Source organism: Streptomyces sp. NPDC031365 (genome assembly GCF_055569765.1).
The window spans coordinates 14,253-36,083 of sequence record NZ_JBVIIM010000023.1 but is presented as its reverse complement, the minus strand read 5'-3'; the positions used below and the strand labels follow the sequence as shown (position 1 = coordinate 36,083).

The following is a 21,831-nucleotide window of genomic DNA, read 5'->3' as shown; positions in this document are numbered from 1 at the left end:
ACGGACCTGAAGGAGGAATGCACAATGGCCGGTCATGTACGCAAGCGTGCCATTGCCGTGGTGGGGGGAGTCGCCAGCGCGGTGCTCTTCGTGGGCGCCACACCCGCCGCGGCGGACACGATCCGCTGTTACACCAGCCCGCAGAACCGGGGGCACGCCACCCTGGACACGACCTACGGCTTCATGTACGTCGACGACACCTACAGCGACGGGCGACGGGTTGTGGCCACCGCGTACAACGCCTCTGGTGACGCCGTACTGGCCTTCGCGTACGACTCGAACGGCAGTAACAACGGCTCGGGGGCGGGGGTCGACGTCGACCTCTCCCGCGTGGGCTGGATCGAGACGTGCACGCAGGAACGCACGGACACCCGGACGCAGGCCAACTGCTGGACCACACGCGTCTTCTGAGGGGAAGGTTCGGCTGTCCACGGAGACGGACGCGGTGGTGCGGCGGATCCGGTGGTGTTCCGGCGGGAGGGGGACGCCGGGGCCCTCCCGCCGGCCTCCGGCGGCGTGACGGTGCCCGCCTTCCGGACCGGGCAGGGGCAAGGGGAAGCAGTGTGCGCCCGTTCGCCAGGGCTGGCGGACGGGCGCGCGTCCGTCGAGCCGTCGCCGTCAGGCGGCGCCGTGGCACTCCCCGTACTTCCGGCCCGAGCCGCACCAGCACGGCGCCGTCCGCTCCGGCGGCCATGCCACCGCCCGGCCGCGCGCGGCCAGGGTCGTCGCGTACTGGGGGAGCAGGGTGAGGTCGTCGGGGGAGCTGAGCTCCGAGGCGGCGAAGGCCTCGTACGACGGGACCGTGCCCGTGACGATGCCGAGGTTGCCGGTGCCCGAGGCGGCGAGTTCGCGCAGGGCCGCCTCTATCGTCGCCAGGTGGGCGTCGTAGGACGGGTACTCCTCGGCCAGGGACGGGTACGCCTCCGTCAGTTCCGCCAGTTCGTCCGCCGGCCAGTGCAGGACCGCCACCGGGAACGGACGGGACAGGGCCTGGCGGAACGCGCCCAGCTCCGCGCGCAGGCGGACGATCTCCGCCTCCAGCTCCGCCGGGTTCTCCGAGCCCAGGGACCACACGCGCTTGGGGTCGTGGAGTTCGTCCAGGGTGATCGGGAGGGTGTGGACGGTGTCCGCCAGGGCGTCCCACTCGTCGTGCGCCGCGCCGAGCATCCTGCGGACGCGATGGCGGCCGAAGAGGAGCGGGTGGGCGGCGCGCGGAGGCGCTGTCCCGGCGGTTCCGTCGGTCCCGCCGGGATCGCCGGTCAGGACGAGGTGCACCGCCTGCGTGAACGTCTCGTGCGCCTGTTCCAGCTCGTCGTGCGACTCCAGGGACTCCGCGACGATCAGCCAGGGGGCCGGGTCGCGCGGGGCCGCCGCGCGGATGCCGGTGATGATCGCGCGGGCCTCCGCCTCATGGCCGTACTCCCAGAGGTTCGACGCCTTCAGGGCGCGGACCAGGTACGGCTGGTCCAGGGCCGCGTCCGAGGCGAGCAGGCGGTCGTAGAGGGTGGTCGCGGCGGGGCGGTCGCCGGAGAGCTCGCGGTGGGCGGCGGCCCGCAGGAGCAGGGCTTCGGCGTCCTCGGGATAGCGGTCGGCGGTCCGCTCCAGGCGGGCGGCTTCAGCGGTGTGGTCGACGTTTTCGGCAGGCGTGTCGGGGCGCATGGGTGACACGGTACTGCCGAGAGGTGACAGGAGGTGAGGGCGCATGGGGTCGCCGGGCTCTTCCGGGTCCGCGGGCCCGGCCCTGCGGAACGTACGGCGAAGCATGTCCGGCCGGCGGAACCGCTGTGCCGGTCTCGGACGTTGTACGGCGCGGGTGCCCGGGCTCGGTCCAGCCGGACCGGCGACCCGGTGCAGCCGGTCTTTCCGGTATAACTGCGGGACAGTGGTCCGGTGACGACGTGGGGGAGGGGCGGCGAGTGACACGGCAGCGGATGTCCGCGCGTTCCGCCTTCGCCGTGCTCCTGCCGCTGTTCCAGGTCCTCCTCGTCCTGTTGCCGGCCGCCGCCGGTGGCCTCTCCGTGGTCGACGTCGCGCTCGCCGCGACCGCCGCCGCCGGTGCCGCGCTCACCGTCTGCACGCTCATCGCCGCGCGCTGCGCGCCCGTCGTACCGCCCACCCGGGTGCGTACGGCCATCCGCGACCGTGACCGGCGTACCGCCTTCCTGCCCCAGCGCGACCCCGACGCCAGGGGGCGCACCCGGCCCCGGGCTCCCGGACACGCCCTCCCGGCGACCGCCGCGTAGGGCGCTTCCGCAGTTCCTTCCTCAGCCGCGCCCTGCCGCGGGTCGTCATGCCGCCATTCCTCACGTCCGGCACGACGAGACCCCCGGAGGGCTCACCCATGTCCGTCTTCGCCAGCCTGGTCGAGCGCCTGGCCGACCTGCTCCAGCCGCTGTTCGGCGCTTCCGCCGCGGCCGCCGCGATCGTTCTGTTCACCGCGCTCGTACGCCTTCTCGTCCACCCCCTCTCCCGGGCCGCCGCGCGCGGCCAGAAGGCCCGGACCGCGCTCCAGCCGCGCATCGCCGAGCTGCGCCGCAAGCACGCGCGCAACCCCGAGAAACTCCAGCGGGCCGTGCTGGAACTGCACACCGAGGAGAAGGTGTCGCCCCTGTCCGGGTGCCTGCCGAGCGTGCTCCAACTGCCCGCGTTCTTCCTGCTGTACCACCTGTTCTCCAGCGAGACGATCGGCGGCCGCGCCAACGAACTCCTCGGCCACCAGCTGTTCGACGCGCCGCTCGGGGAGCGGTGGGCGGACGCGCTCGGCGACGGCGGGGTGTTCGGCGGGGCCGGGCTCGTGTACGTCGTGCTGTTCGCGGTCGTCACGGTGGTCGCCTGGTTCAGCTACCGGCTGTCCCGGCGGATGATGACCGACCGGCCCGTAATGGCCGGTGCCGACGCGGGGCAGCAGGTGCCGGGGCTGGGGGCGGTGACCAAGGTGATGCCGTTCATGTCCTTCCTCACGCTCGTCACGGTCGCCGTCGTGCCGCTGGCGGCCGCGCTGTACATGGTGATGAGCACGACGTGGAGCGTGGTGGAACGGTCCGTGCTGTACCGGTGAGCGGTGGCCGTACCCGGTCCAGTACGTGAACGGGGTCTTGCGGGGAGGAACACCGGCTTGGAGGATCGACCAGTCCTCCGATGGCTGCGCCCCGCCGCATCCGGGTCGGTTCTCCGTCGGACGGGCCCGCGATCGAGGGAGACGTCACCCATGAAGCTGCTGCGAGTCGGTACGGCGGGACAGGAGCGGCCCGCGCTGCTCGACGCCGAGGGGATCCTGCGGGACCTGTCGGGTCTCGTCGCGGACATCGACGGGGAGCTGCTCGCCGACGAGGCGGCGCTCGGCCGGATCCGGGCCGCCGCCGAGACCGGTGAGCTGCCCGCGCTGGACGGGACGGGGCTGCGGATCGGGCCGCCGGTGGGGCGGATCGGGAAGGTCGTGTGCATCGGGCTGAACTATCACGACCACGCCCGCGAGACGGGGGCCGAGCCGCCCGCGGAGCCGGTGATCTTCCTCAAGGCGGCGGACACGATCGTCGGGCCCGGCGACACGGTGCTGATTCCGCGCGGGTCGGTGAAGACCGACTGGGAGGTCGAACTGGCGGTCGTGATCGGGCGTACGGCGCGGTATCTGGAGTCGGCGGAGGAGGGGCTCGCGCAGGTCGCCGGGTACGCCGTCGCGCACGACGTCTCCGAGCGGGAGTTCCAGATCGAGCGGGGCGGGACCTGGGACAAGGGGAAGAACTGCGAGACCTTCAACCCGCTCGGGCCGTGGCTGGTGACGGCGGACGAGGTTCCTGATCCGCAGGATCTGTCGTTGCGGTTGTGGGTCAACGGGGAGTTGAAGCAGGACGGGACGACGGCCGAGCAGATCTTCCCGGTGGGGGAGGTCGTGCGGTACGTCAGTCGGTTCATGACGCTGTATCCCGGGGACGTGATCAATACCGGGACGCCGGCGGGGGTGGCGATGGGGCGGCCGGAGCCGAAGCCGTATCTGCGGGCGGGGGATGTGGTGGAGCTGGAGATCGGAGGGCTGGGGCGGCAGCGCCAGGTGTTCGGGGGCGCCTGAGCGGGGCTGTTTCTTCGCCCCCGCCGCCCCTTCCCTTCCCGTCCCTGGGGCTGCGCCCCAGACCCCCCGTTCGCGCCCACGCGGCGGAGCCGCTTGTCGAAGCAGTCCCGCGCCCCTAACGTCCCTGAGCCTCGGCCAAGTAGTGGGTCAGGGCTTCCACCACCATGGCGTGGTCCTGGAGTTGGGGCAGGCCCGAGACCGTCACCGCGCCGATGACGCCGACACTCTCGACCGTGATCGGGAACGAGCCGCCGTGGGCAGCGTAGGTGTCGGGGTCGAGGCGGGAGAAGTCCTCGAACGTCGTGCCCCTGGCACGGTGGCGGGCGCCCACCAGGTAGGACGCGGAGCCGTAGCGCTCCACCACCCGGCGCTTGCGGGCGATCCAGGCGTCGTTGTCGGGGGCGGAGCCGGGCAGCGCGGCGTGGAAGAGCTGCTGACCGGCGCGGTGGATGTCGATGGCGACGGGCGCCTGGCGCTCGCGCGCCATCTCCACCAGCAGGGAGCCGAGCGCCCAGGCGTCGTCGTACGTGAACCGCTCGAAGACCAGGCGGCGCTCCTGCGCCTCCAGCTCCTCCACGCCGGGGGTGAGTTCGGGGGTGGTCACAGGGTCACCGTCACCTTCTCGAGGGCGGAGCGGCGGGCCGCCTCCAGTACGTCGAGTGCGGCTGCCGCCTCCAGGGCGGTCACCGGGTTGGGGCCACCGGACAGCAGGGCCCGCGCCACGGCCGCGTAGTAGGCGGGGTAGTCGCCGGGGAGGGTCGGTGCGGGGCGTCCGCCGCCGGTCACCGGGGACTCCCCGGATCCGACGCGGCCCCACAGCTCCTCGGGCTCCGTGCCCCAGCCGGCGCCGGGGCGGAGCCCGTCGCGCAGGGCGGCCTCCTGCGGGTCCAGGCCGTGCTTGACGTAGCCGGCCTTCGAGCCCAGGACGCGGAAGCGCGGGCCGAGCTGGGCCGTGGTCGCGGAGACGTAGAGGTGGGAGCGGACGCCGCTCGCGTGCGTGAGCGCGATGAACGTGTCGTCGTCGGTGCGCGCGCCCTCACGGCGGATGTCCGTCTCCGCGTACACGGAGCTCACCGGGCCGAAGAGCACCAGTGCCTGGTCGACGACATGGCTGCCGAGGTCGTACAGCAGACCTCCGATCTCCGCCGGGTCGCCGGACTCCCGCCAGCCGCCCTTGAGCTGCGGGCGCCAGCGCTCGAAGCGGGACTCGAAGCGGTGGACGTCACCGAGCTCGCCCTTGTCGATCAGCTCGCGCAGGGTGAGGAAGTCGTTGTCCCAGCGGCGGTTCTGGAAGACGGAGAGGAGCAGACCGCGCTCCTCGGCGAGCGCCGCCAGTTCACGCGCCCCGGCCGCCGTACCGGCGACGGGCTTGTCCACGACGACCGGCAGACCGGCCTCGAGTGCGGTGGTGGCGAGCGGGACGTGCGTCCTGTTCGGGGACGCGATGACGATCAGGTCCAGTTCGCCGGCACGGTCGAACAGCTCGTCCGGGGCGGCCGCGACGCGCACGTCCGGGAACTCGCCGCGGGCCCTCCGCTGCCGCTCGGGGTTCGAGGTGACGACCGTGTCGAGCGCGAGGCCCTCGGTCGCGGCGATCAGCGGGGCGTGGAACACGGAGCCCGCGAGGCCGTAGCCGACGAGGCCGACGCGGAGGGGAGTGCCAGTCATGCCCCCCACTTTCGCAACGCTGTTGCCAAAGTGCAAGCGGCGGGGAGAATGGGCGGGTGAAGAGGACGAACGACGACATCGGCGGAGGCCGGCAGGGGGTGAACCTGCTCGCCCTGCGCAGCCACAACGCCGCGCTCGTGCTGGATCTGCTGCGGGTCGCGGGAACGGAGGGCATCAGCCGGCTGGAACTCGCCGAGCGGACCGGGCTCACCCCGCAGGCGGTCAGCAAGATCACGGCCCGGCTGCGGGAGGACGGCCTCGCGGCGGAGGCGGGCCGCCGGGCGTCCACGGGCGGCAAGCCGCGCGCGGTGCTGCGCCTGGTACCGGAGGCGGGCCACGCGGTCGGCGTGCACCTGGACCGCGACGAGACGCGGGCGGTGCTGGTCGATCTCGACGGAGCGGCGGTGGCCCGGCGGAGGGCGCCGCTGGACCTGGGCGCGGGGGCGGAGGCGGTACTGGCCGGGGTGGCCGGGGTGGTCGGCGCGCTGCGGGCGGACGTGGCCGGCGGGCGGCCGCCGCTGGGGGTCGGGGTCGCGCTTCCGGGGCCGCTCGATCACCGGAGGGGTGTGCTGCACCGGGTGACCGGCTTTCCCGAGTGGGACGGCTTCCCGCTGCGGGACGCGCTGGCGGAGCGGCTGGGGGTGCCGGTGGTCGTCGACAAGGACACCAACGCGGCGGCGCTGGGGCTCTCCGTGGGTGGCGAGGGCGGTTCCTTCGCCTATCTGCACCTCGGTACGGGGCTGGGGGCGGGGCTGGTGATCGGGGGGAGCGTGTACCGGGGGGCGAGGACCGGGGCGGGGGAGTTCGGGCACCAGGTGATCCAGTTGGACGGGCCGGTATGCACCTGCGGTGCCCGGGGGTGTGTCGAGGCGCTGTGCCTGAGGGCTGTCGCGCGGGACGACCTTGCCGAGGCCGCGAGGGTGCTCGGGGCGGGGGCGGCGAATCTGGTGGGGCTGCTCGACATCGACCTGGTGCTGCTGGGCGGGCGGACCGTCGCGGGGGCGCCCGAGGTGTTCGTGGGCGGGGTGGGTGCGGTGCTCGGTGCCCGCGCGCGGCGGGAGGGCGGGGGCAGTGAGGTGGGGGTTCCGGTCCGGGTTGCCCCCGGTGGGGTGCGGGCGGTCGCGCAGGGCGCGGCGCAGTTGGTGCTGGCGCCCTTGTTCGGGCGGGGGGACGGCTGAGGAGCCGGTCGGGCTGAGCCGGCCGCCGTGCTCCCGTTGCCGTGCTCCCGTTGCCGTGCTCCCGTCGCCGTGCTCCCGTCGCCGTGCGGACCGACGTCGGCCATTCCCTCATGATCCGGGTCTGTTTAGGCTGGGGCGCACGCAGGACCGCGTACGGCAGGAGATCCCGCACATGGCAGACCGCAAGCCGATCGAATCGTGGCTCACCGACATGGACGGGGTGCTGATCCACGAGGGCGTACCGATCCCCGGCGCCGACGCCTTCATCAAGAAGCTGCGCGAGTCCGGCAAACCCTTCCTGGTCCTCACCAACAACTCGATCTACACCGGACGGGACCTGCACGCCCGGCTGCGCCGCATGGGTCTGGACGTCCCGATCGAGAACATCTGGACCTCCGCGCTCGCCACCGCCCAGTTCCTGGACGACCAGCGTCCCAGCGGGTCGGCGTACGTCATCGGCGAGGCCGGACTCACCACCGCGCTGCACGACATCGGCTACATCCTCACCGACCACGAGCCCGACTACGTGGTTCTGGGGGAGACGCGTACGTACTCCTTCGAGGCCATGACGAAGGCGGTCCGTCTCATCAACGACGGTGCCCGTTTCATCTGCACCAACCCCGACGAGACCGGCCCCTCCGCCGAGGGCCCGCTCCCGGCGACCGGCGCGGTGGCCGCGCTCATCACCAAGGCGACCGGCAAGCAGCCGTACTTCGCGGGCAAGCCGAACCCGCTGATGATGCGCACCGGGCTCAACACCATCGGGGCCCACTCCGAGAGCAGCGCGATGATCGGCGACCGCATGGACACCGACGTCCTGGCCGGTATCGAGGCCGGGATGCAGACCTTCCTGGTGCTCACCGGCCTGACCCGGCCGGAACAGGTGGAGGACTTCCCGTACCGGCCGTCGCAGGTCCTCGACTCCATCGCGGACATCGTCGACCTGGTCTGACGACGTTCACCCGTACGGAGTAGGCGTCGCGCGCACGGGGATGCGGGGCCGTGCCCCTCGGGGGAGCCTCCAGGTGTCTGGAGGTTCACGATGGGTTCGCTGCGTGTCGCACTCCGTGCGGGGGAGGGGTGTCAGGAGCGGCTTCCGTGCGGTACCGGGCGGCTGCTCGCCGGTGTGGCCTGGCTGGTGATGCTGCTCGGGCTGTGGCTGTGGGGCGGCCCGGCGCCGGCCGGTGAGCCCGCCGGGCCGACCGGGCCCGTGACCGGCGACATGGCGGCGGCCGGACGCCCGCCCCGCGCCGAACCGTCGTCACCGAAGCCCCACGCCACGGCGCCGCGACTCCTCGCCATCCCCGCCCTCGGTGTCCGGGCGCCGGTGGTCGCCCGCGGCCTGGACGAGAACGGCACCCTGGAGCCGCCACCGGCCGGGCAGCCGGACGCGGTCGCCTGGTACGCGGACGGGGTGGCCCCGGGGGCGGCCGGCACCGCGCTGATGGCGGGGACGGCGGGCACGGGGGCAGGGCTCGCCGTCGGTCAGGAGATCCGGGTGGTCCGGGCGGACGGAGAGACCGTCGGGTTCACCGTGGAGGACGTCCGGGCCGTGACCCGGGACGGGTCCGTCGTGGGGGACGGGCGGCTCGACGTCCGGCAGGTCTCCGTTCCGGACGGCGACGGACGGGCCGGGCTCCGGCTGATCACCTGCGGCGGGACCGCCGACCGGACGTCCGGTGCCGGTGCTTGCACGGCCCCCGTAGTCGTCTCGGCGTACGCGACCGGCGCCTGAGCGCCTGAGCGCCTGAGCAGGTGGACGCCTGGGCACCCGAACACGGGGCCCACGCCACCACCGCCGGGCCCGCCCTCGCCCGGGCCTCACCTCACCTCACCTCACCCGGCCGACGGCCCGTTCCCCGGAGGACGCCGGCCGGGCCGGTCCTCGACCGTGCGGGCGGCACGGGCCGCGGGAGTACCCGGCGAGCCGTGCGGGAGCCCGTGATGCTCCGTGAGGCGCACGTGCGCGCGGGCGGGCACCGTCCCGGGGACTATGCGCACGACTCCGGAACGAACGTCAGGTCTGACACGGGGGTTGGTCGACGCCAACCCCCGGACGGTCGCGTTCCGCGAACGCCGCAGGTGGCAGTGGTGACGGGGCCCGGCGGGAGTGAGGAGGGCCGGCCCGGGAAGCCGGGCTGTAACAGCTCACGGACAAGGTGGGTTCGGCCTCGTGGGCGTCGCGGGACGTATGTCAGGATTGGGGCTCGGAACACATGGAACAAGTGCACCCAAGGGGGGTTGGATGTACGGCAGCAGGGGGGTCGGGGCGTTCGCCGGGAGGCGGGCGTCCACAGCGGTGCTGGGGGCGGCACTGCTGATCACGGGGTGTTCCTCCGACGACGGCAAGGGGGACGACCAGGGGGCCGGCGCGGCTGTCACACAGCAGCCGAAGGAGATCAACCCCTACTGGGTCAACCCCGACAGTCTCGCCGTGCGGAAGGTCGCCGAACTGCGGCAGGACGGCAAGAAGTCGGAGGCCGGGGAGATCCGCAAGATCGCCGACCAGCCGGTCGGCGAGTGGATCAGCCCGGAGAACCCCGAGGAGCAGGCCCGCGGTTACACGGAGGGTGCCGAGAAGGCCGACCGCACCGCGCTGCTGGTCCTCTACAACATCCCGCACCGCGACTGCGGCCAGTACTCGCAGGGCGGCGCCGCCGACGGCAACGCCTACCGGGGTTTCGTCGACGCCGTGGCCCGGGGCATCGGGGACCGCCCGGCGACGGTGATACTCGAGCCCGACGCGGTGCTGCACCTGGTGGACGGCTGCACCCCGGAGCAGTTCCACGAGGAGCGCTACGACCTTCTCAGCGGCGCCGTCGCCAAGCTCAAGGGACTGAAGAACACCAAGGTGTACCTGGACGCGGGCAACGCCGGCTGGGGCAACCCGGACCAGATCTTCGACCCGCTCAAGCGGGCAGGCATCGACCAGGCCGACGGCTTCGCGGTGAACGTGTCCAACTTCTACACCACCGAGGACTCCACCGCCTACGGCAAGCAGCTCTCCGCCAAGGTCGGCAACAAGCCGTTCGTCATCGACACCAGCCGCAACGGCAACGGCCCCTACACCCAGGGTGCCGCGGACGAACGCTGGTGCAACCCGCCCGGCCGCGCGCTCGGCGAGACCCCCACGACCAAGACGGCCGACCCCCTCGTCGACGCCTACCTGTGGATCAAGCGTCCGGGGGAGTCGGACGGCGAATGCAAGGGCGGCCCGAAGGCAGGCCAGTGGTGGGCGGACTACGCCCTGGAACTGGCCAAGGGATCCGAATGACGCAGGTTCCCCGCACCCCTTGGGGGGCGCGGGGAACCGCGCGACCAGCCACGGCGGGCCCGCAGCCGGAGAACCAGCCCTCCCGGGCCCCGGCCGAAGACCCCCCAAGCCGGCGCAGCGCTAAGGCACCCGGACCCACTGGGCCTTGCTGGGCGTCCCGTCGCCGGTGCTGACGAAGAGCATGTACCAGCCCGCCTGGACCAGGTTCCGGTTCTCCGGGACCGTCACGGTGACCTTGTCGCCGTCGGCCTTGAAGTCCAGCTCGATCGAGCGCTGGTCCACGTCGGTGACGTGGGTCGAGGCGCTCGGCCGGATCAGCCGGGCGCTCGTGACGGACGCGGCGTCCTTCGAGGTGAACGTGCCGGACTCACCGCGCTCGATGGTCTCCGGCCCGTCCGACAGCTCGGGCTGTGCCTCGTCGCCGTACAGGTAGGGCGGGGTGTAGATCTCGATGCGCTGCTCGAACTCGCCCGGCTTGGTGTTGGCCTTGTCGGCGTAGAGCGAGTCGGAGCCGAAGACCATCACGCGGCCGTCGGGCAGCAGGATCGAGCCGGAGTGGTAGTTGCGGCCCACCAGCGGGTCGGCGACCCGCTTGAGCTCGTTCTTCTCCGTGTCGTAGATCCGCGCCTCGAGGATGTTGGAGTCGCTGCGGCCCCGGTAGTCCTCCGAGCCGCCCGTGATCAGCACCTCGTCGTTCGGCAGGATCGAGGCCTGCGGGTAGCGGGTGCCCTTGTCCAGTGAGGGACCGTCCACGAACTTCGGGTCGTCGGCCTTGAGGTCGACGATCCGGGTCTTCTCGCTGGACAGCTTGGACTCGCCGACCCCGCCGCCGCCGATCACCATGTACTTCTCGTCCTGCGCGGGCGGCAGCAGCACCGTGCCGGACGTCTCCATCATGTCGGGATCGCTCAGCCCGGGGACCTTCTCGAAGTCGTAGGTCTCCACGTCCCAGACGCCCGGTTCACGGCCCACGTCGTCGGGTCCGTAGCCCGCGTTCGAACCCGAGTAGAAGATCTTGCCGTTCTGCATCAGGAACAGCGCCGGGTACGTCGGGAACTGGCGGACCTTGCCGGTGTAGCTCCACTTCTTCGACTCCGGGTCGTAGACCTCGTTCTTGCCCGGGACCAGCTGGCCGATGTCGTCGAGGCCGGAGACGCTGAGGATCCTGCCGTCGCTCAGGGTGGTGAGCGTCGGGTACCAGCGGGACTCCTTCATCGGGTCGACCTTGATGTACTTCTCGGCGACCGGGTCGAACTCGAAGGCGTCGTCGATGCCCTGGAAGTCCTTCTTGTCCAGGGCGAGCTTCTCGGCGATGCCGTACGTGTTCCGCGCGTCCTCGCCCTTCAGACCCCGCACGGTGTAGTTGTCCTGGGTGCCGGTCGCGTACGTGTTGCCGTCCTTCTGCGCCTCGACGTAGGTACGGCCGTAGCCCGGGGTGTTGCCCAGGAACTCGCCGGTCTCCTTGTCGAAGTTCTTCTTCGCGCGCGGGACGAGTACGGGGTCCTTCGAGACGAAGGTCTTGCCGTTCTCCTTGCCCACGAACTTGGTGCCCGCCGGCAGGGTGATCGGCTTGTCCGGGTTCTCGTTGTGGACGACCATCAGGCCGCCCGCCTTCTTCACGTCACCCTTGAGCTTCTCGTACCGCTTCGTGCCGCCCGCGATCAGCAGGTTGCCGTTGGCCAGCTGGGTGTGGCCGGTGCAGAACAGGTCGGTGGGCGTCGGCACCTTCTTGATGGTCCCCTTGACCGGGTCCCAGATCCGGGTGTCGTACTTCTTCGCGTCGAAGTTGTCCTGGTTGTTCCCCGACCCCGCGACGAGCAGCACCTTGCCGGTGCGCAGCAGCGCCGCGTGAATGGTGTTCTGCCGGTACTCCTCGGGAAAGTCGACGATCTCCCACTTGCCGTTCGCGGCTTTGTACTCGGGCTGGTTGATCTTGTACTGGTGGTATTTCTCGGTGCCGAAGCGGTAGAGCCACGGCCCGTTCATTCCGGCCAGCGCTAGTACCACCGCCGTGCCTATCGCGATACGACGGGCGCGACGGCGGCCTGCACGGTCAGTCATTCCTTACGTCCCCCAAGTCCACCCAGGGCGATTTGCATGGTCTGGTCGTTTCCGGGAGTGCTGCCCCCGGGCCCTCCCGGCCCGTCGGGGCCTCCTGATCCACCCGGCGCGCCGTGCGAACCGGCCCAGCCGGGCCGGTCGTGCGGCTGGTGCGGGGCGTACTGCTGCGCGGCGTACTGCTGCGGCAGTTGCTGCGTCGGGGGCGCGTCGGCGGCCTCCGGCGGCCGTCCCCCCGCGTGGGCGCCGGGCTTCTTCCGGTCCTGCCGCATGCCGTGGCGCCAGGCGAACATCGGCGCGGCGGTGATCAGCAGGGCGAAGGTCGCCCAGATGACCATCGCCGGGTGCGAGTGTCCGTAGACGAAGCCCGCGGCGAGGGAGCCGACGAAGATCAGGATGAAGTACCAGTGGTACCGGAAGGTTCCGAACCAGGTGTCCGGGCTGGCCGAGTCGCCCTTGGGGGTGACCACGAACTTGCTCTTCCTGCGCAGGACGGAGTCGATCAGGGCCTTCGCGTAGAGCGGTGCCGACAGCGCGGACATCACCATGCCGGCCACGCCGCCGGAGCCCTCGGGCTCGTGCGGCGAGACGTTGTGGCGGCGGTTCCAGATGTAGAGGCCGATCTGCAGCGCGGAGGCGTTGCCGTAGAGCATCAGCCAGATCGTGGGGTCGATGTTCACGCCCGAGGCGCCGAGGCCCAGGAACAGCGCGCAACTGATCGCCGCGAGGATCCAGTTGAGGGCGGACATCGGATAGAAGATGATCATCATGGTGTAGTTGAAGAGCTTGCTCGGCGGGAGCGAGTACCAGCCCTTCCAGTACTGCTTGAGGATCGTCTCGTACGTTCCGCGCGACCAGCGCATCTGCTGGGTGAAAAAGTCCGTCCAGGCGTTGGGGCCCTCACCGACCGCGAGGACGTCCGGCGTGTAGACCGAGCGCCACTTCTTGCCCGTCGCCGGGTTCTTGTGGCGGTGCATCTCGAAGCCGGTCGCCATGTCCTCGGTGATCGAGTCGTACAGACCGCCGATCTGCTTCAGCGCCTTGATGCGTACGGCGTTGGAGGTGCCCACGAACATCGGCGAGCCGTAGCGGTTGCCGGCGCGCTGGATCAGCGCGTGGAAGAGGAACTGCTGGGACTCGGCGGCCTTGGTGACGAAGTTGTCGTAGTTGCCGTACACCTGCGGGCCGATGACGAAGCCCACGTTCGGGTCGCGGAAGAAGCCGAGCATCCGCTCCAGGTAGTTCGCCATCGGGATGTGGTCGGTGTCGACCGAGGCGAAGAACTCGTAGTCGTCGCCGTGTGCGTCCAGCCAGGCGTTGTAGTTGCCGTGCTTCGTCTTGGCGCGGTGGGCGCCCTTCTTCTGGTTCCACTTCGCGACGCCCTTGCGGGAGAAGTGGTGCACGCCGAGACGGGCGCAGACCTCCTTCACCTCGGGGTCGTCGCCCTCGTCGAGCAGCCAGACGTGCATCAGGCCCCGGTGGCGGATCTTGACGGCCGCCTCCAGGGTCTTCGTCACCATCTCGAGCGGCTCCTTGCCGGGCACGAAGGAGGTGAGGAAGGCCACGCGGGTGCCCGTCTCCGGCACCACCGGGACCGGGTCGCGGGCGACCAGGGTGGCGTGCGCGTTCGACAGCACGTTCATGCAGCGGAAGAACTCGATCAGGCCGATCGAGACGAGCATGACGATGTCGAGGGCCGGCAGCCACGCGAACTCCACGTAGTCCCGCTCGGTCCAGTGCGAGGGCTGCAGCAGCCACACCAGCAGCACCAGCGACAGCACCGGGGCCGCGGCCAGCATCAGCGCGATGCGGATGCGGTGCGGCTCCTGGCCGATCAGCGAGCGGTACTGGACCGTGTAGGGCTTGTTCGGATCGGGCTGGGTGAGGGGACCCGCGAGCCGGCTGTAGTGCTCGTAGTCGTATCTCGGCAGCGTCTTCTTGATCCGTCGGAACGTGCCCGTGTTCCCCGTCCGATGGCCGGGCACCCTGAGCTGGGTGGTCTCGGACGGGTCATCGTCCTTCCGGGCGCCCGTCGGCGTCGACGTCATGAGTCATCCCCCCACACACGGCTCCGCCGCGTGTTTCGTCGCTTCCTTACGTCCGTTTCGGGCCCCCTCGACCTTCACGGACGTGTCAGTGGTTGACCGCTGCCACCACGTCATCCACACCCTATAGACACGGCACAGCGCTCTTCCGGTTGCATGATGCCCCCCTCGGCATCGCTTCCCGGGACGGGGACCCTCACCCCGCTCCGCCGGCAACCGGTTCCTTGCCCCCCAACAGCCGCGAATCCGCAGCATCTTGAAGAGACCAGGGTCTACGGTGTTCATCATGATCGCAAGTGCCAAACACGGTGTGAACCGGGCATACGCGACCATGGTGACGTCTGGGGCGGGCCGGTGGGTCACCGTTGCATACGTAGGGCGAGAGGGTTTCACTCAACGGACGCGAGAGGAAATCCGGCCAAAACCAACGGGCCCCCCGTCTGCACGAGGAGCCCGTCTGTCGGTGCGCCGCCAGGGACTCGAACCCCGGACCCGCTGATTAAGAGTCAGCTGCTCTAACCAACTGAGCTAGCGGCGCGCGCTGACGGCGACACTCTACAGGACCCGGGGGGTGCCCCGAACGCCTCGGACCCTCCGTGCGCCGCAGGCCGGCCGGTTCACCGGGGCCTTTACATCATTCGGGCCGTCAACATGCGCGTGTGCAGGACAGTTGCGAAACTGGCCGTCGTGCACAGCTGTGAAGGAATCGACCGGGAGTGTGAGGGGAATCGCATGGAGTCTCCGGTATTCGAGGAATTCGATCCGGCCGGTGACTGCGACTGCCCGGGCTGTGCGCACTGGCGGCGTTTTCTGCTGCATTCCCCGGCCGGCCGGTCTCCGGGGCGTCCGGCGGCCCACGGGACCGCGCTGGTCGTGGCCGCCGTGGCGTCCACCGCGATCGGCGCCCCGGCGGCTCCCGCGGCCGCGTCCGCGCACCCGCAGCAGTCCGCCGGTACGGACGTCATCGCAGGTGAGGGGCCGCAAACGCGACAAGGCCGGAAGGCGCCGCTGCACGGTCCCGACGGCCGGGCGGCCCCGCCGGTGCGGCCCGTGAGCCCCGCGCGGGCGCCCGCGATCACGCACCCCCGGCCCGCACCAACGCCCGTTCCGACGGGCATGGCCCGCCACGCCGCTACGACCAACCCCGGACACCAAGCCCCGGCCAGCAGTGCGAGTCCCTTGAAGTGACGCATCTGGTGCGGAGGCTGGAGGCACCCATGACCACGACGACGTCCCCCGTCCCCGAACGCATCCCCGAGTCGATCCCCGAGCCCACGCCCGAGCCCACGCCCGACCTCACCCCCGAGCCCTTCACCGAGTCCGAGGAGCCCTCGGAGGGTGTGACGGCCGCCCGTCCGGTCCGGCTCATCCACAGCGGGGCCACCACCGAGATCCCCGTCCACCTGCTGTTCCGCGAGGAGCGCAAGGGCCCCGAGGGCCCCGAGGACCGCGTGGACCGTGAGAACCGCGAGAACCGCGAGAACCGCGAGGACGGCGACGCCTCCGCGCCGACCCCGGTGCGGCTGCGGCCCGCGGTCGTCGCCCGCCGGCCGGGCGCGGGGCGGGACCAGGGCGGGCGGCCCCGCGCGGCCGTCCCCCCGGTCGACCCCGAACTGGTGGAGCGCCCCGCCCGCGTGCTGCCCGGGGGCGCGGGCGTCCTCGCCGGTCTGTGCGGGGCGGCGGGATGTGTGGCCACCTCGTGGTGGGCGGGCGTCCTGCCGCCGCTCGCGACCGAGGTGCTCGGCGTCACGGCGCGGGCCGGTGCGGCCGGGATCGGGCCCGCGCACTGGGCGGCGTACGCCGGGGCCGGGGCGCTCGGGCTGTTCGGGTTCGGCGGGCTGGCCCGCGGGCGGACCGGGCGGGCCTGGGTGCTCGACCTGTTCGGCCGCTACCGGGGGACCGTGCGGCGGACCGGGCTCATGTGGGTCAACCCGCTGCTGCTGCGGCGCCGGGTCGATGTGCGGCTGCGGCACTGGCGCGGTGAGCCGATGCGGGCGGCCGACCGCAGCGGGGTCGCCCTGCGGGTCGCCGTGCTGGTGGTGTGGCGGGTGCGGGACACCGCGCGGGCCACGCTGGGCGTCGAGGACCACGAGTCCTATCTGCGCGAGTGCGTCGAGGCGGCGCTGACGCGCGTTCCGGTGGCGGCGCCGGGCGCGGGGCGGGGTGCGGTGGAGGCGGCGCAGGACACGCTGACCGGGCTGGTGGCGGCGGACGCCGCGCCGGTGGGGGTGGAGGTGTTCGCCGTACGGCCGGTGCGGGTGGAGTACGCGCCCGAGGTGGCTACCGCGATGCACCGGCGGAGGATCGCCGCGCTGGACGCCCAGCACCGGGCGAGCGTGCTCGGTTCGGTCGTGGATTCGGTGGAGGACACGGTGACCCGGCTGACGATGCGGGGGCTGGTGGCGCTGGACGACTACGAACGCAAGGTGCTGGTGAAGGACCTGACGGTGGCGTTCTGCGCGGGCCGGGGGGAGACGGGGCCGTGAACGGCCGGAGAACCGCCGCTGCGATTGGTATGGACATGTTCAATCCGGGCCCATAATCTGAGACTTGGTCTAGACCTACCTGCACGGCTCAGTGAAACTCCCCCACGTTCTCCAGGAGCGGCAGCATGCGCACACGGACCAAGCTGTACGCAGCCGCGGTGGGACTGGCCACGACCGGAGCGCTCGTGCTCTCCTCCGGTGGTGCCAGCGGCCACGGCTACACCGATCTGCCGATCAGCAGGCAGAAGCTCTGCCAGAACGGCACGGTCACCAACTGCGGATCCATCCAGTGGGAGCCGCAGAGCGTCGAGGGCCCGAAGGGCTTCCCCGCCTCCGGACCCGCCGACGGGCAGCTCTGCTCTGCCAACAACACGCGGTTCGGCCAGCTCGACAGCCCGCGGACCCCGTCGGGCGGGGCCTGGCCCACCACCCGCGTGTCGGGCGGCCAGAACTACACCTTCCGGTGGCAGTTCACGGCCATGCACGCCACGACCGACTTCACGTACTACATCACCCGGCCGGGCTGGAACCAGAACCACAACCTGTCCCGGTCCGACCTCAACCTCACCCCGTTCCTGACGGTGCCCTACAACGGCCAGCGTCCGCCGCAGACGCTCTCGCACAGTGGCCGTCTGCCGTCCGGGCTCAGCGGCCACCACGTGATCCTCGCGGTGTGGACGGTCCATGACACGGGCAACGCGTTCTACGCCTGCTCCGACGTCACGTTCTGAGCCCTCCGAACGCGTCACCAGCACGTCACAGCACGTCAAAGGGCCTCTCGCTCCCACGAGAGGCCCTTCCAGGTGCGCCGCCAGGGACTCGAACCCCGGACCCGCTGATTAAGAGTCAGCTGCTCTAACCAACTGAGCTAGCGGCGCATGACTCCCGCCGTCCGCTTTCGCGGTCGGCGACGAAAAAATAATACCCGGTCCGGGAAGGTGGTTCCGACCACCCTCCCGGACGCTAGATCGTCAGCGAGAGCAGCACCGGAGCCGCGCTGCGGTTGAGGGTGTCGGCTGCCTGGCGCAGCCGGTGGGCGTGCTCCACCGGAAGGGACAGCGCCAGGCAGCCCACCGAGGAACCGGCCGTGATCGGAACGGCCGCGCAGACCGTGCCCACCGCGTACTCCTGGAGGTCCAGGACCGGCACCGTGGGCGGCTGTGACGCCAGCCGGGACAGCAGCAGGCGGTCACTGGTGATGGTGCGCGAGGTGAGCCGGGCCATCCTGTGCCGGGCGAGGTGGTCGCGCCGGCCGTCGTGGTCGAGCTGGGTGAGCAGGCTCTTGCCCATCGCGGTGGCGTGCGCCGAGGAACGGAAGTCCACCCACTCGTTGACCTTCGGGGTGGCCGGGCCGTCGGCGTACTGGGTGACCTCGACCTCTCCGTCGACGTACCGGGTGATGTAGACGGCGGCGCCCACGGAATCGCGGAGCCGGTCCAGGGTGTGCTGGAGTTTGTCGCGCAGCGCCTGCTCGTGTCCCTCGACGGAACCGAGGCGGGTGAAGGCCGATCCGGTGACGTACGCACCGTCGGCGATCTGCTCGATGTAGGCCTCGCGGCGCAGCATCCGCAGGAGGGTGGTCAGCCGCTCCGTTGCGATGCCGGTCTCGCGGGCGAGTTCGGTGTCGTTGACTCCTGTGCTGCGCCGCGCCACCGTCTCCAGGACGCGCAGGGCGTCCTGGACCGAGTGGTACGACGCGGTCGGCTCGTGCCTCAGCGCCACGGTGTCCCCCTGCGCTCGCTCTTGGGGCCGCAATCCGGTCAGCGAATCCCCTCCACGATAGCCGTCAAACGGCGTCCGGGAAGCGGGGGTTGACAAGATGGCGGCCCCCTCAACTGCGACGCCGTCCCTCTGGCACATGCCAGAGGGACGACCCGGGGCGTGGACCTCGGGCGTTGCCCGTTCACACCCCGTGGTTAAAGGACCGCGCTGAGGAACTCCCGCGTCCGGTCGTGCTCCGGCTCGTTGAACATCTTCTCCGGCGGACCCGCCTCGATGACCCGGCCCGCGTCGAACATCAGCACCTGGTCGGAGATGTCCCGGGCGAAGTTCATCTCGTGGGTCACACAGAGCATGGTGATGTCGGTCGAGCGGGCGATGTCGCGCAGCACATCCAGCACACCCGCGACCAGCTCCGGGTCGAGCGCCGAGGTCACCTCGTCGAGGAGGAGCACCTTCGGCCGCATCGCCAGCGCCCGGGCGATCGCCACGCGCTGCTGCTGGCCGCCGGAGAGCTGGGCCGGGCGGGCGTCGTGCTTGTCGGCCAGGCCCACCATGTCGAGCAGCTCCCTGGCCCGCTCCGCCGCCTCGTCCTTGGACATGCCGAGCACGGTGACCGGTGCCTCGGTGATGTTGCGCAGCACGGTCATGTTCGGGAACAGGTTGAACTGCTGGAACACCATCCCGATCTGCTTGCGCACCTCCCGCCGCTCCTTCTCGGTCGCCGGGAACAGCTTCTGCCCGTCCACGGTGATGGTGCCCTCGTCGGGCTTGAGCAGCGTCATCAACAGCCGCAGGATCGTCGTCTTGCCCGACCCCGACGGGCCGATCAGGGTGACGTGCTTGCCGGCGTCGACGGAGAAGTCCAGGTGGTCGAGGACGGTGTTCTCCCCGAACCGCTTGGTGACCTGTTCCAGGCGGATCAGCTCGCCGGAACCGCGCTCGGGGCTTGTCTCGGGATGGGGAAGAGTGTCAGTGGGCAAGGCGTCGCTCCAGGGCTCGCAGGGCAAGGGATGCCAGGTAGGAGATGATGATGAAGGCCACGCCGATCACCGTCAGGGATTCGGTGAACTGGAAGTTCTGCTGCGAGAACAGTCGTGCCTCGCCGAGCATCTCCAGCACCGTGATCGCCATCAGCAGCGGTGTGTCCTTCAGCATCGAGATCACGTAGTTGCCGAGGGCGGGTACCACGCGGCGGATCGCCTGCGGCAGGATCACGGCCGTCCACGTCCGCTTCACCGGCAGGTTCAGCGCCGTCGCGGCCTCCCACTGGCCGACCGGCACCGCCTCGATGCCGGCCCGGTAGACCTGCATCGTGTACGTCGAGTAGTGCAGCCCGATGGCGAGCACACCGGTGGTGAGCGCCGGGGCGGTCACACCCCACTCGGGCAGCACGTAGAAGAGGAAGAACAGCTGCACCAGCAGCGGGGTGTTGCGCACGAACTCCGTGAGCACCCCGACGGGCCAGGTCACCCAGCGGGACGGCACCCGCATCAGCAGTGCCCACACCAGGCCGAGGACGAACGACACCAGCGATCCCAGGACGAGGATCTGCAGGGTGACCAGCAGACCGTCCCAGAAGTGCGGCATGAAGTCGGAGACCGCGCTCCAGTCCCATTCCATCAGGCGGCACCCCCCACGTTGCTCGTCTCAGGACTCTTCAGTTCCACGTCAGGTTTGCGCACCGGTGCGTTCCCCACGCCAGCCTTCAGCTTCTTCTCCAGCCCGCGCATCACCCGCGTCAGCAGGAACGCGATCACGAAGTAGATCAGCAGGATGTACGTGTAGATCTCCGCGCTCTCCTGCAGCGCCAGACGCACCAGGTTGCCGCTGAACGCCAGATCGCCCATGCCCATGATCGATACCAGGGCGGTGCCCTTGAGCAGCTCGATCAGCAGGTTGGAGAACGGCGGGATCATCTCCGGCACCGCCTGCGGCAGCATGATCAGCCTCATCCGCTGCCAAGGCGTGAAGCTGAGCGCGATGCCGCCCTCCTTCTGCGCCGGGTCGACCGCGCCGAGTGCGCCGCGCACGATCTCGGAGCCGTACGCCCCGTAGGTCAGGCCCAGCGCCAGCGTGCCCGCCCACATCGGGACCAGCTGCCAGCCGAAGGCCGGCGGCAGCACGAAGAACACCCAGAAGATCATCACCAGTGCGGAGGTCCCGCGGAACACCTCGGTGTAGAAGCCCGCGAGGAAGCGGACGATCCACAGGTGGTGGGTGCGCGCGATACCGATCACGAAGGAGACGCCCGCGGCGAGCAGCGAGCTGAAGACGAGCAGCTGGATGGTGACCCAGACGCCCTGGAGTACGAGTTCCCACAGTCCGGATGTCATCCGCCGCACAACTCCTTCGCGGTCAGATCCGTCATCTCGTCCTCGGTGAAACCGAAGGGCTTGAGGATGCGCAGCAGTTCGCCGCTCTTCTTGAGTTTGTGCAGTTCGACGTTGAAGGCGTCCCGCAGATTGGTCTCGTCCGGGCGGAAGGCGAAACCGCCGCCGTCCGTGTGCGGCTCACCGTCGACAATGGGCTGGAACGCCTCCGTCGCCTCGGTCTTGCCGGACTTCTTGACCACCTCGCGGACGGTCAGCGCCGTACCCGCGAAGACGTCCACGCGCCCGGCCTCGACGGCGTTCAGGCCGGCCACCTGGTCGGGCACGATGAGGATGTCGCTCTCCTTGTACCCGGCCTCCACCGCGTAGGCGATCTCGGCGTAGCCGGTACCGGTCGCGAACTTGGCCTTCTTCTCCACGACGTCCTTGTAGTCGCGCAGCCCGAGGGGGTTCCCCTTGCGCACGATGAAGGCGTCGAGCATCTGGTAGTCGGGGTCGGAGAAGATGACCTGCTGGCAGCGGTCGGGGTTGATGTACATCCCGGCCGCCACGATGTCGAACTGCTGCGACGCCAGACCCGGGATGAGGGAGCCGAACTCCGTCGGTACCGGCTGCACCCGGTCCACGCCGAGCCGCTTGAAGATGACCTTCGCCAGCTCCGGGGCCTCGCCGGTCAGCTCACCGTCCCTGCTGATGTACCCGAAGGGGATCTCACCCGCGATGCCGAGCCGGGCCACGCCCTGTGCCCTGAGCCGTTCGAGAAGATCGCCGCCTTCCACGTCGGACGCGGTGGCCACCCGCGAGCAGCCGGCGGCCCCCAGCGCACCGAGCGCCGCGACCCCCGCGAGCAGCGACCGGCGAGTGGGCCCGGCTGTCCTGGACCTTTGGTCGGAAATACCCCTTGGAGGGGTTCTGTGTGGTGGAGCCATGGCGGCGCAGCTACCCGAAGCGATGCGAGTTATTCCGGCCAGTTTCAGCCCCGTTCGGCGGTCGGGCGGTCTTGA

The 21,831-nt window shown here is 70.7% G+C and carries 20 protein-coding genes and 2 tRNA genes; 10 read left to right on the top strand and 12 right to left on the bottom strand.

The annotated features are described in order from the left end of the window. Positions 1–24: 24 nt before the first annotated feature. Positions 25–411 carry a hypothetical protein gene (locus tag ACZ5C2_RS28060; protein WP_468797019.1) on the top strand — a complete coding sequence of 129 codons (387 nt, stop codon included), beginning with the start codon at positions 25–27 and terminating at the stop codon, positions 409–411. A 207-nt stretch (positions 412–618) separates the two neighbouring features. On the opposite strand, the gene ACZ5C2_RS28055 is transcribed toward ACZ5C2_RS28060, so the two are convergent. Next, positions 619–1,659: an SEC-C metal-binding domain-containing protein gene (locus ACZ5C2_RS28055; protein WP_468797016.1), complete on the bottom strand. Its 1,041-nt coding sequence runs from the start codon at positions 1,657–1,659 to the stop codon at positions 619–621. Positions 1,660–1,931: 272 nt separating this feature from the next. Between ACZ5C2_RS28055 and ACZ5C2_RS28050 the strand changes: the two genes are divergently transcribed. The 3 genes from ACZ5C2_RS28050 to ACZ5C2_RS28040 all read left to right on the top strand — a co-directional run bounded on the left by ACZ5C2_RS28050 (position 1,932) and on the right by ACZ5C2_RS28040 (position 4,066). Then, positions 1,932–2,243 carry a DUF6412 domain-containing protein gene (locus tag ACZ5C2_RS28050; RefSeq protein WP_468797013.1) on the top strand — a complete coding sequence of 104 codons (312 nt, stop codon included), beginning with the start codon at positions 1,932–1,934 and terminating at the stop codon, positions 2,241–2,243. 98 nt (positions 2,244–2,341) lie between these two features. After that, the gene (locus tag ACZ5C2_RS28045) at positions 2,342–3,058 is read left to right on the top strand and encodes a YidC/Oxa1 family membrane protein insertase (protein WP_468797010.1); all 717 of its coding nucleotides are present in this window, start codon (positions 2,342–2,344) and stop codon (positions 3,056–3,058) included. A gap of 150 nt (positions 3,059–3,208) precedes the next feature. Then, a complete protein-coding gene (locus tag ACZ5C2_RS28040) occupies positions 3,209–4,066 on the top strand; it encodes a fumarylacetoacetate hydrolase family protein (protein WP_468797007.1) in 858 nt (285 codons plus the stop codon). A 115-nt stretch (positions 4,067–4,181) separates the two neighbouring features. On the opposite strand, the gene ACZ5C2_RS28035 is transcribed toward ACZ5C2_RS28040, so the two are convergent. After that, positions 4,182–4,670 carry a heme-degrading domain-containing protein gene (locus ACZ5C2_RS28035; protein ID WP_468797004.1) on the bottom strand — a complete coding sequence of 163 codons (489 nt, stop codon included), beginning with the start codon at positions 4,668–4,670 and terminating at the stop codon, positions 4,182–4,184. Continuing rightward, positions 4,667–5,734 (bottom strand): Gfo/Idh/MocA family protein, encoded by a 1,068-nt coding sequence (locus tag ACZ5C2_RS28030; protein WP_468797001.1) that lies wholly within the window; start codon positions 5,732–5,734, stop codon positions 4,667–4,669. Before ACZ5C2_RS28030 ends, ACZ5C2_RS28035 begins: the two co-directional genes overlap by 4 nt. Before the next feature lie 56 nt (positions 5,735–5,790). Here ACZ5C2_RS28030 and ACZ5C2_RS28025 point away from each other — a divergent pair, with 56 nt between their 5' ends. The 4 genes from ACZ5C2_RS28025 (at position 5,791) to ACZ5C2_RS28010 (ending at position 10,186) form a co-directional block, all read left to right on the top strand. Next, positions 5,791–6,912 (top strand): ROK family transcriptional regulator, encoded by a 1,122-nt coding sequence (locus tag ACZ5C2_RS28025; RefSeq protein WP_468796998.1) that lies wholly within the window; start codon positions 5,791–5,793, stop codon positions 6,910–6,912. A 172-nt stretch (positions 6,913–7,084) separates the two neighbouring features. Next, positions 7,085–7,864, top strand: a complete 780-nt coding sequence (locus ACZ5C2_RS28020) for an HAD-IIA family hydrolase (protein WP_468796995.1) — start codon at positions 7,085–7,087, stop codon at positions 7,862–7,864. Positions 7,865–7,954: 90 nt separating this feature from the next. Continuing rightward, on the top strand, positions 7,955–8,647 hold the full coding sequence (locus ACZ5C2_RS28015) for a sortase domain-containing protein (RefSeq protein WP_468796992.1): 693 nt from the start codon (positions 7,955–7,957) through the stop codon (positions 8,645–8,647). 510 nt (positions 8,648–9,157) lie between these two features. Beyond that, positions 9,158–10,186: a glycoside hydrolase family 6 protein gene (locus ACZ5C2_RS28010; RefSeq protein ID WP_468796989.1), complete on the top strand. Its 1,029-nt coding sequence runs from the start codon at positions 9,158–9,160 to the stop codon at positions 10,184–10,186. Positions 10,187–10,306: 120 nt separating this feature from the next. Here the strand turns inward: ACZ5C2_RS28010 and glxA are convergent, their stop codons facing one another. The 3 genes from glxA to ACZ5C2_RS27995 all read right to left on the bottom strand — a co-directional run bounded on the left by glxA (position 10,307) and on the right by ACZ5C2_RS27995 (position 14,827). Continuing rightward, positions 10,307–12,247, bottom strand: a complete 1,941-nt coding sequence (gene glxA / locus ACZ5C2_RS28005; RefSeq protein WP_468796986.1) for a radical copper oxidase GlxA — start codon at positions 12,245–12,247, stop codon at positions 10,307–10,309. Continuing rightward, positions 12,244–14,292, bottom strand: coding sequence for a glycosyltransferase family 2 protein (locus ACZ5C2_RS28000; RefSeq protein ID WP_468796983.1), 2,049 nt, complete (start codon positions 14,290–14,292; stop codon positions 12,244–12,246). Before ACZ5C2_RS28000 ends, glxA begins: the two co-directional genes overlap by 4 nt. Before the next feature lie 461 nt (positions 14,293–14,753). Continuing rightward, positions 14,754–14,827: transfer RNA gene (locus ACZ5C2_RS27995), tRNA-Lys, on the bottom strand. 679 nt (positions 14,828–15,506) lie between these two features. Between ACZ5C2_RS27995 and ACZ5C2_RS27990 the strand changes: the two genes are divergently transcribed. Together ACZ5C2_RS27990 and ACZ5C2_RS27985 are read left to right on the top strand one after the other, a co-directional pair. Further along, complete coding sequence (locus ACZ5C2_RS27990; protein ID WP_468796980.1) at positions 15,507–16,775, top strand: SPFH domain-containing protein; 1,269 nt, start codon at positions 15,507–15,509, stop codon at positions 16,773–16,775. Between the two features lie 125 nt (positions 16,776–16,900). Further along, positions 16,901–17,506: a lytic polysaccharide monooxygenase auxiliary activity family 9 protein gene (locus ACZ5C2_RS27985; protein ID WP_468796977.1), complete on the top strand. Its 606-nt coding sequence runs from the start codon at positions 16,901–16,903 to the stop codon at positions 17,504–17,506. 73 nt (positions 17,507–17,579) lie between these two features. Here ACZ5C2_RS27985 and ACZ5C2_RS27980 read toward each other — a convergent pair. The 6 genes from ACZ5C2_RS27980 to ehuB form a co-directional block, all read right to left on the bottom strand. After that, positions 17,580–17,653, bottom strand: a tRNA-Lys gene (locus ACZ5C2_RS27980). Positions 17,654–17,738: 85 nt separating this feature from the next. Continuing rightward, entirely contained in the window at positions 17,739–18,497 is a 759-nt protein-coding gene (locus ACZ5C2_RS27975; protein WP_468796974.1) for an IclR family transcriptional regulator, read from the bottom strand. A 194-nt stretch (positions 18,498–18,691) separates the two neighbouring features. Then, positions 18,692–19,477: an ectoine/hydroxyectoine ABC transporter ATP-binding protein EhuA gene (ehuA, locus tag ACZ5C2_RS27970; RefSeq protein WP_468796971.1), complete on the bottom strand. Its 786-nt coding sequence runs from the start codon at positions 19,475–19,477 to the stop codon at positions 18,692–18,694. Continuing rightward, positions 19,467–20,117, bottom strand: coding sequence for an ectoine/hydroxyectoine ABC transporter permease subunit EhuD (gene ehuD / locus ACZ5C2_RS27965; protein WP_468796968.1), 651 nt, complete (start codon positions 20,115–20,117; stop codon positions 19,467–19,469). Before ehuD ends, ehuA begins: the two co-directional genes overlap by 11 nt. Beyond that, positions 20,117–20,830: an ectoine/hydroxyectoine ABC transporter permease subunit EhuC gene (ehuC, locus tag ACZ5C2_RS27960; protein WP_468796965.1), complete on the bottom strand. Its 714-nt coding sequence runs from the start codon at positions 20,828–20,830 to the stop codon at positions 20,117–20,119. Before ehuC ends, ehuD begins: the two co-directional genes overlap by 1 nt. Continuing rightward, positions 20,827–21,756, bottom strand: a complete 930-nt coding sequence (gene ehuB / locus ACZ5C2_RS27955) for an ectoine/hydroxyectoine ABC transporter substrate-binding protein EhuB (RefSeq protein WP_468796962.1) — start codon at positions 21,754–21,756, stop codon at positions 20,827–20,829. The genes ehuC and ehuB overlap by 4 nt, the downstream gene beginning before the upstream one ends. Positions 21,757–21,831 lie beyond the last annotated feature (75 nt).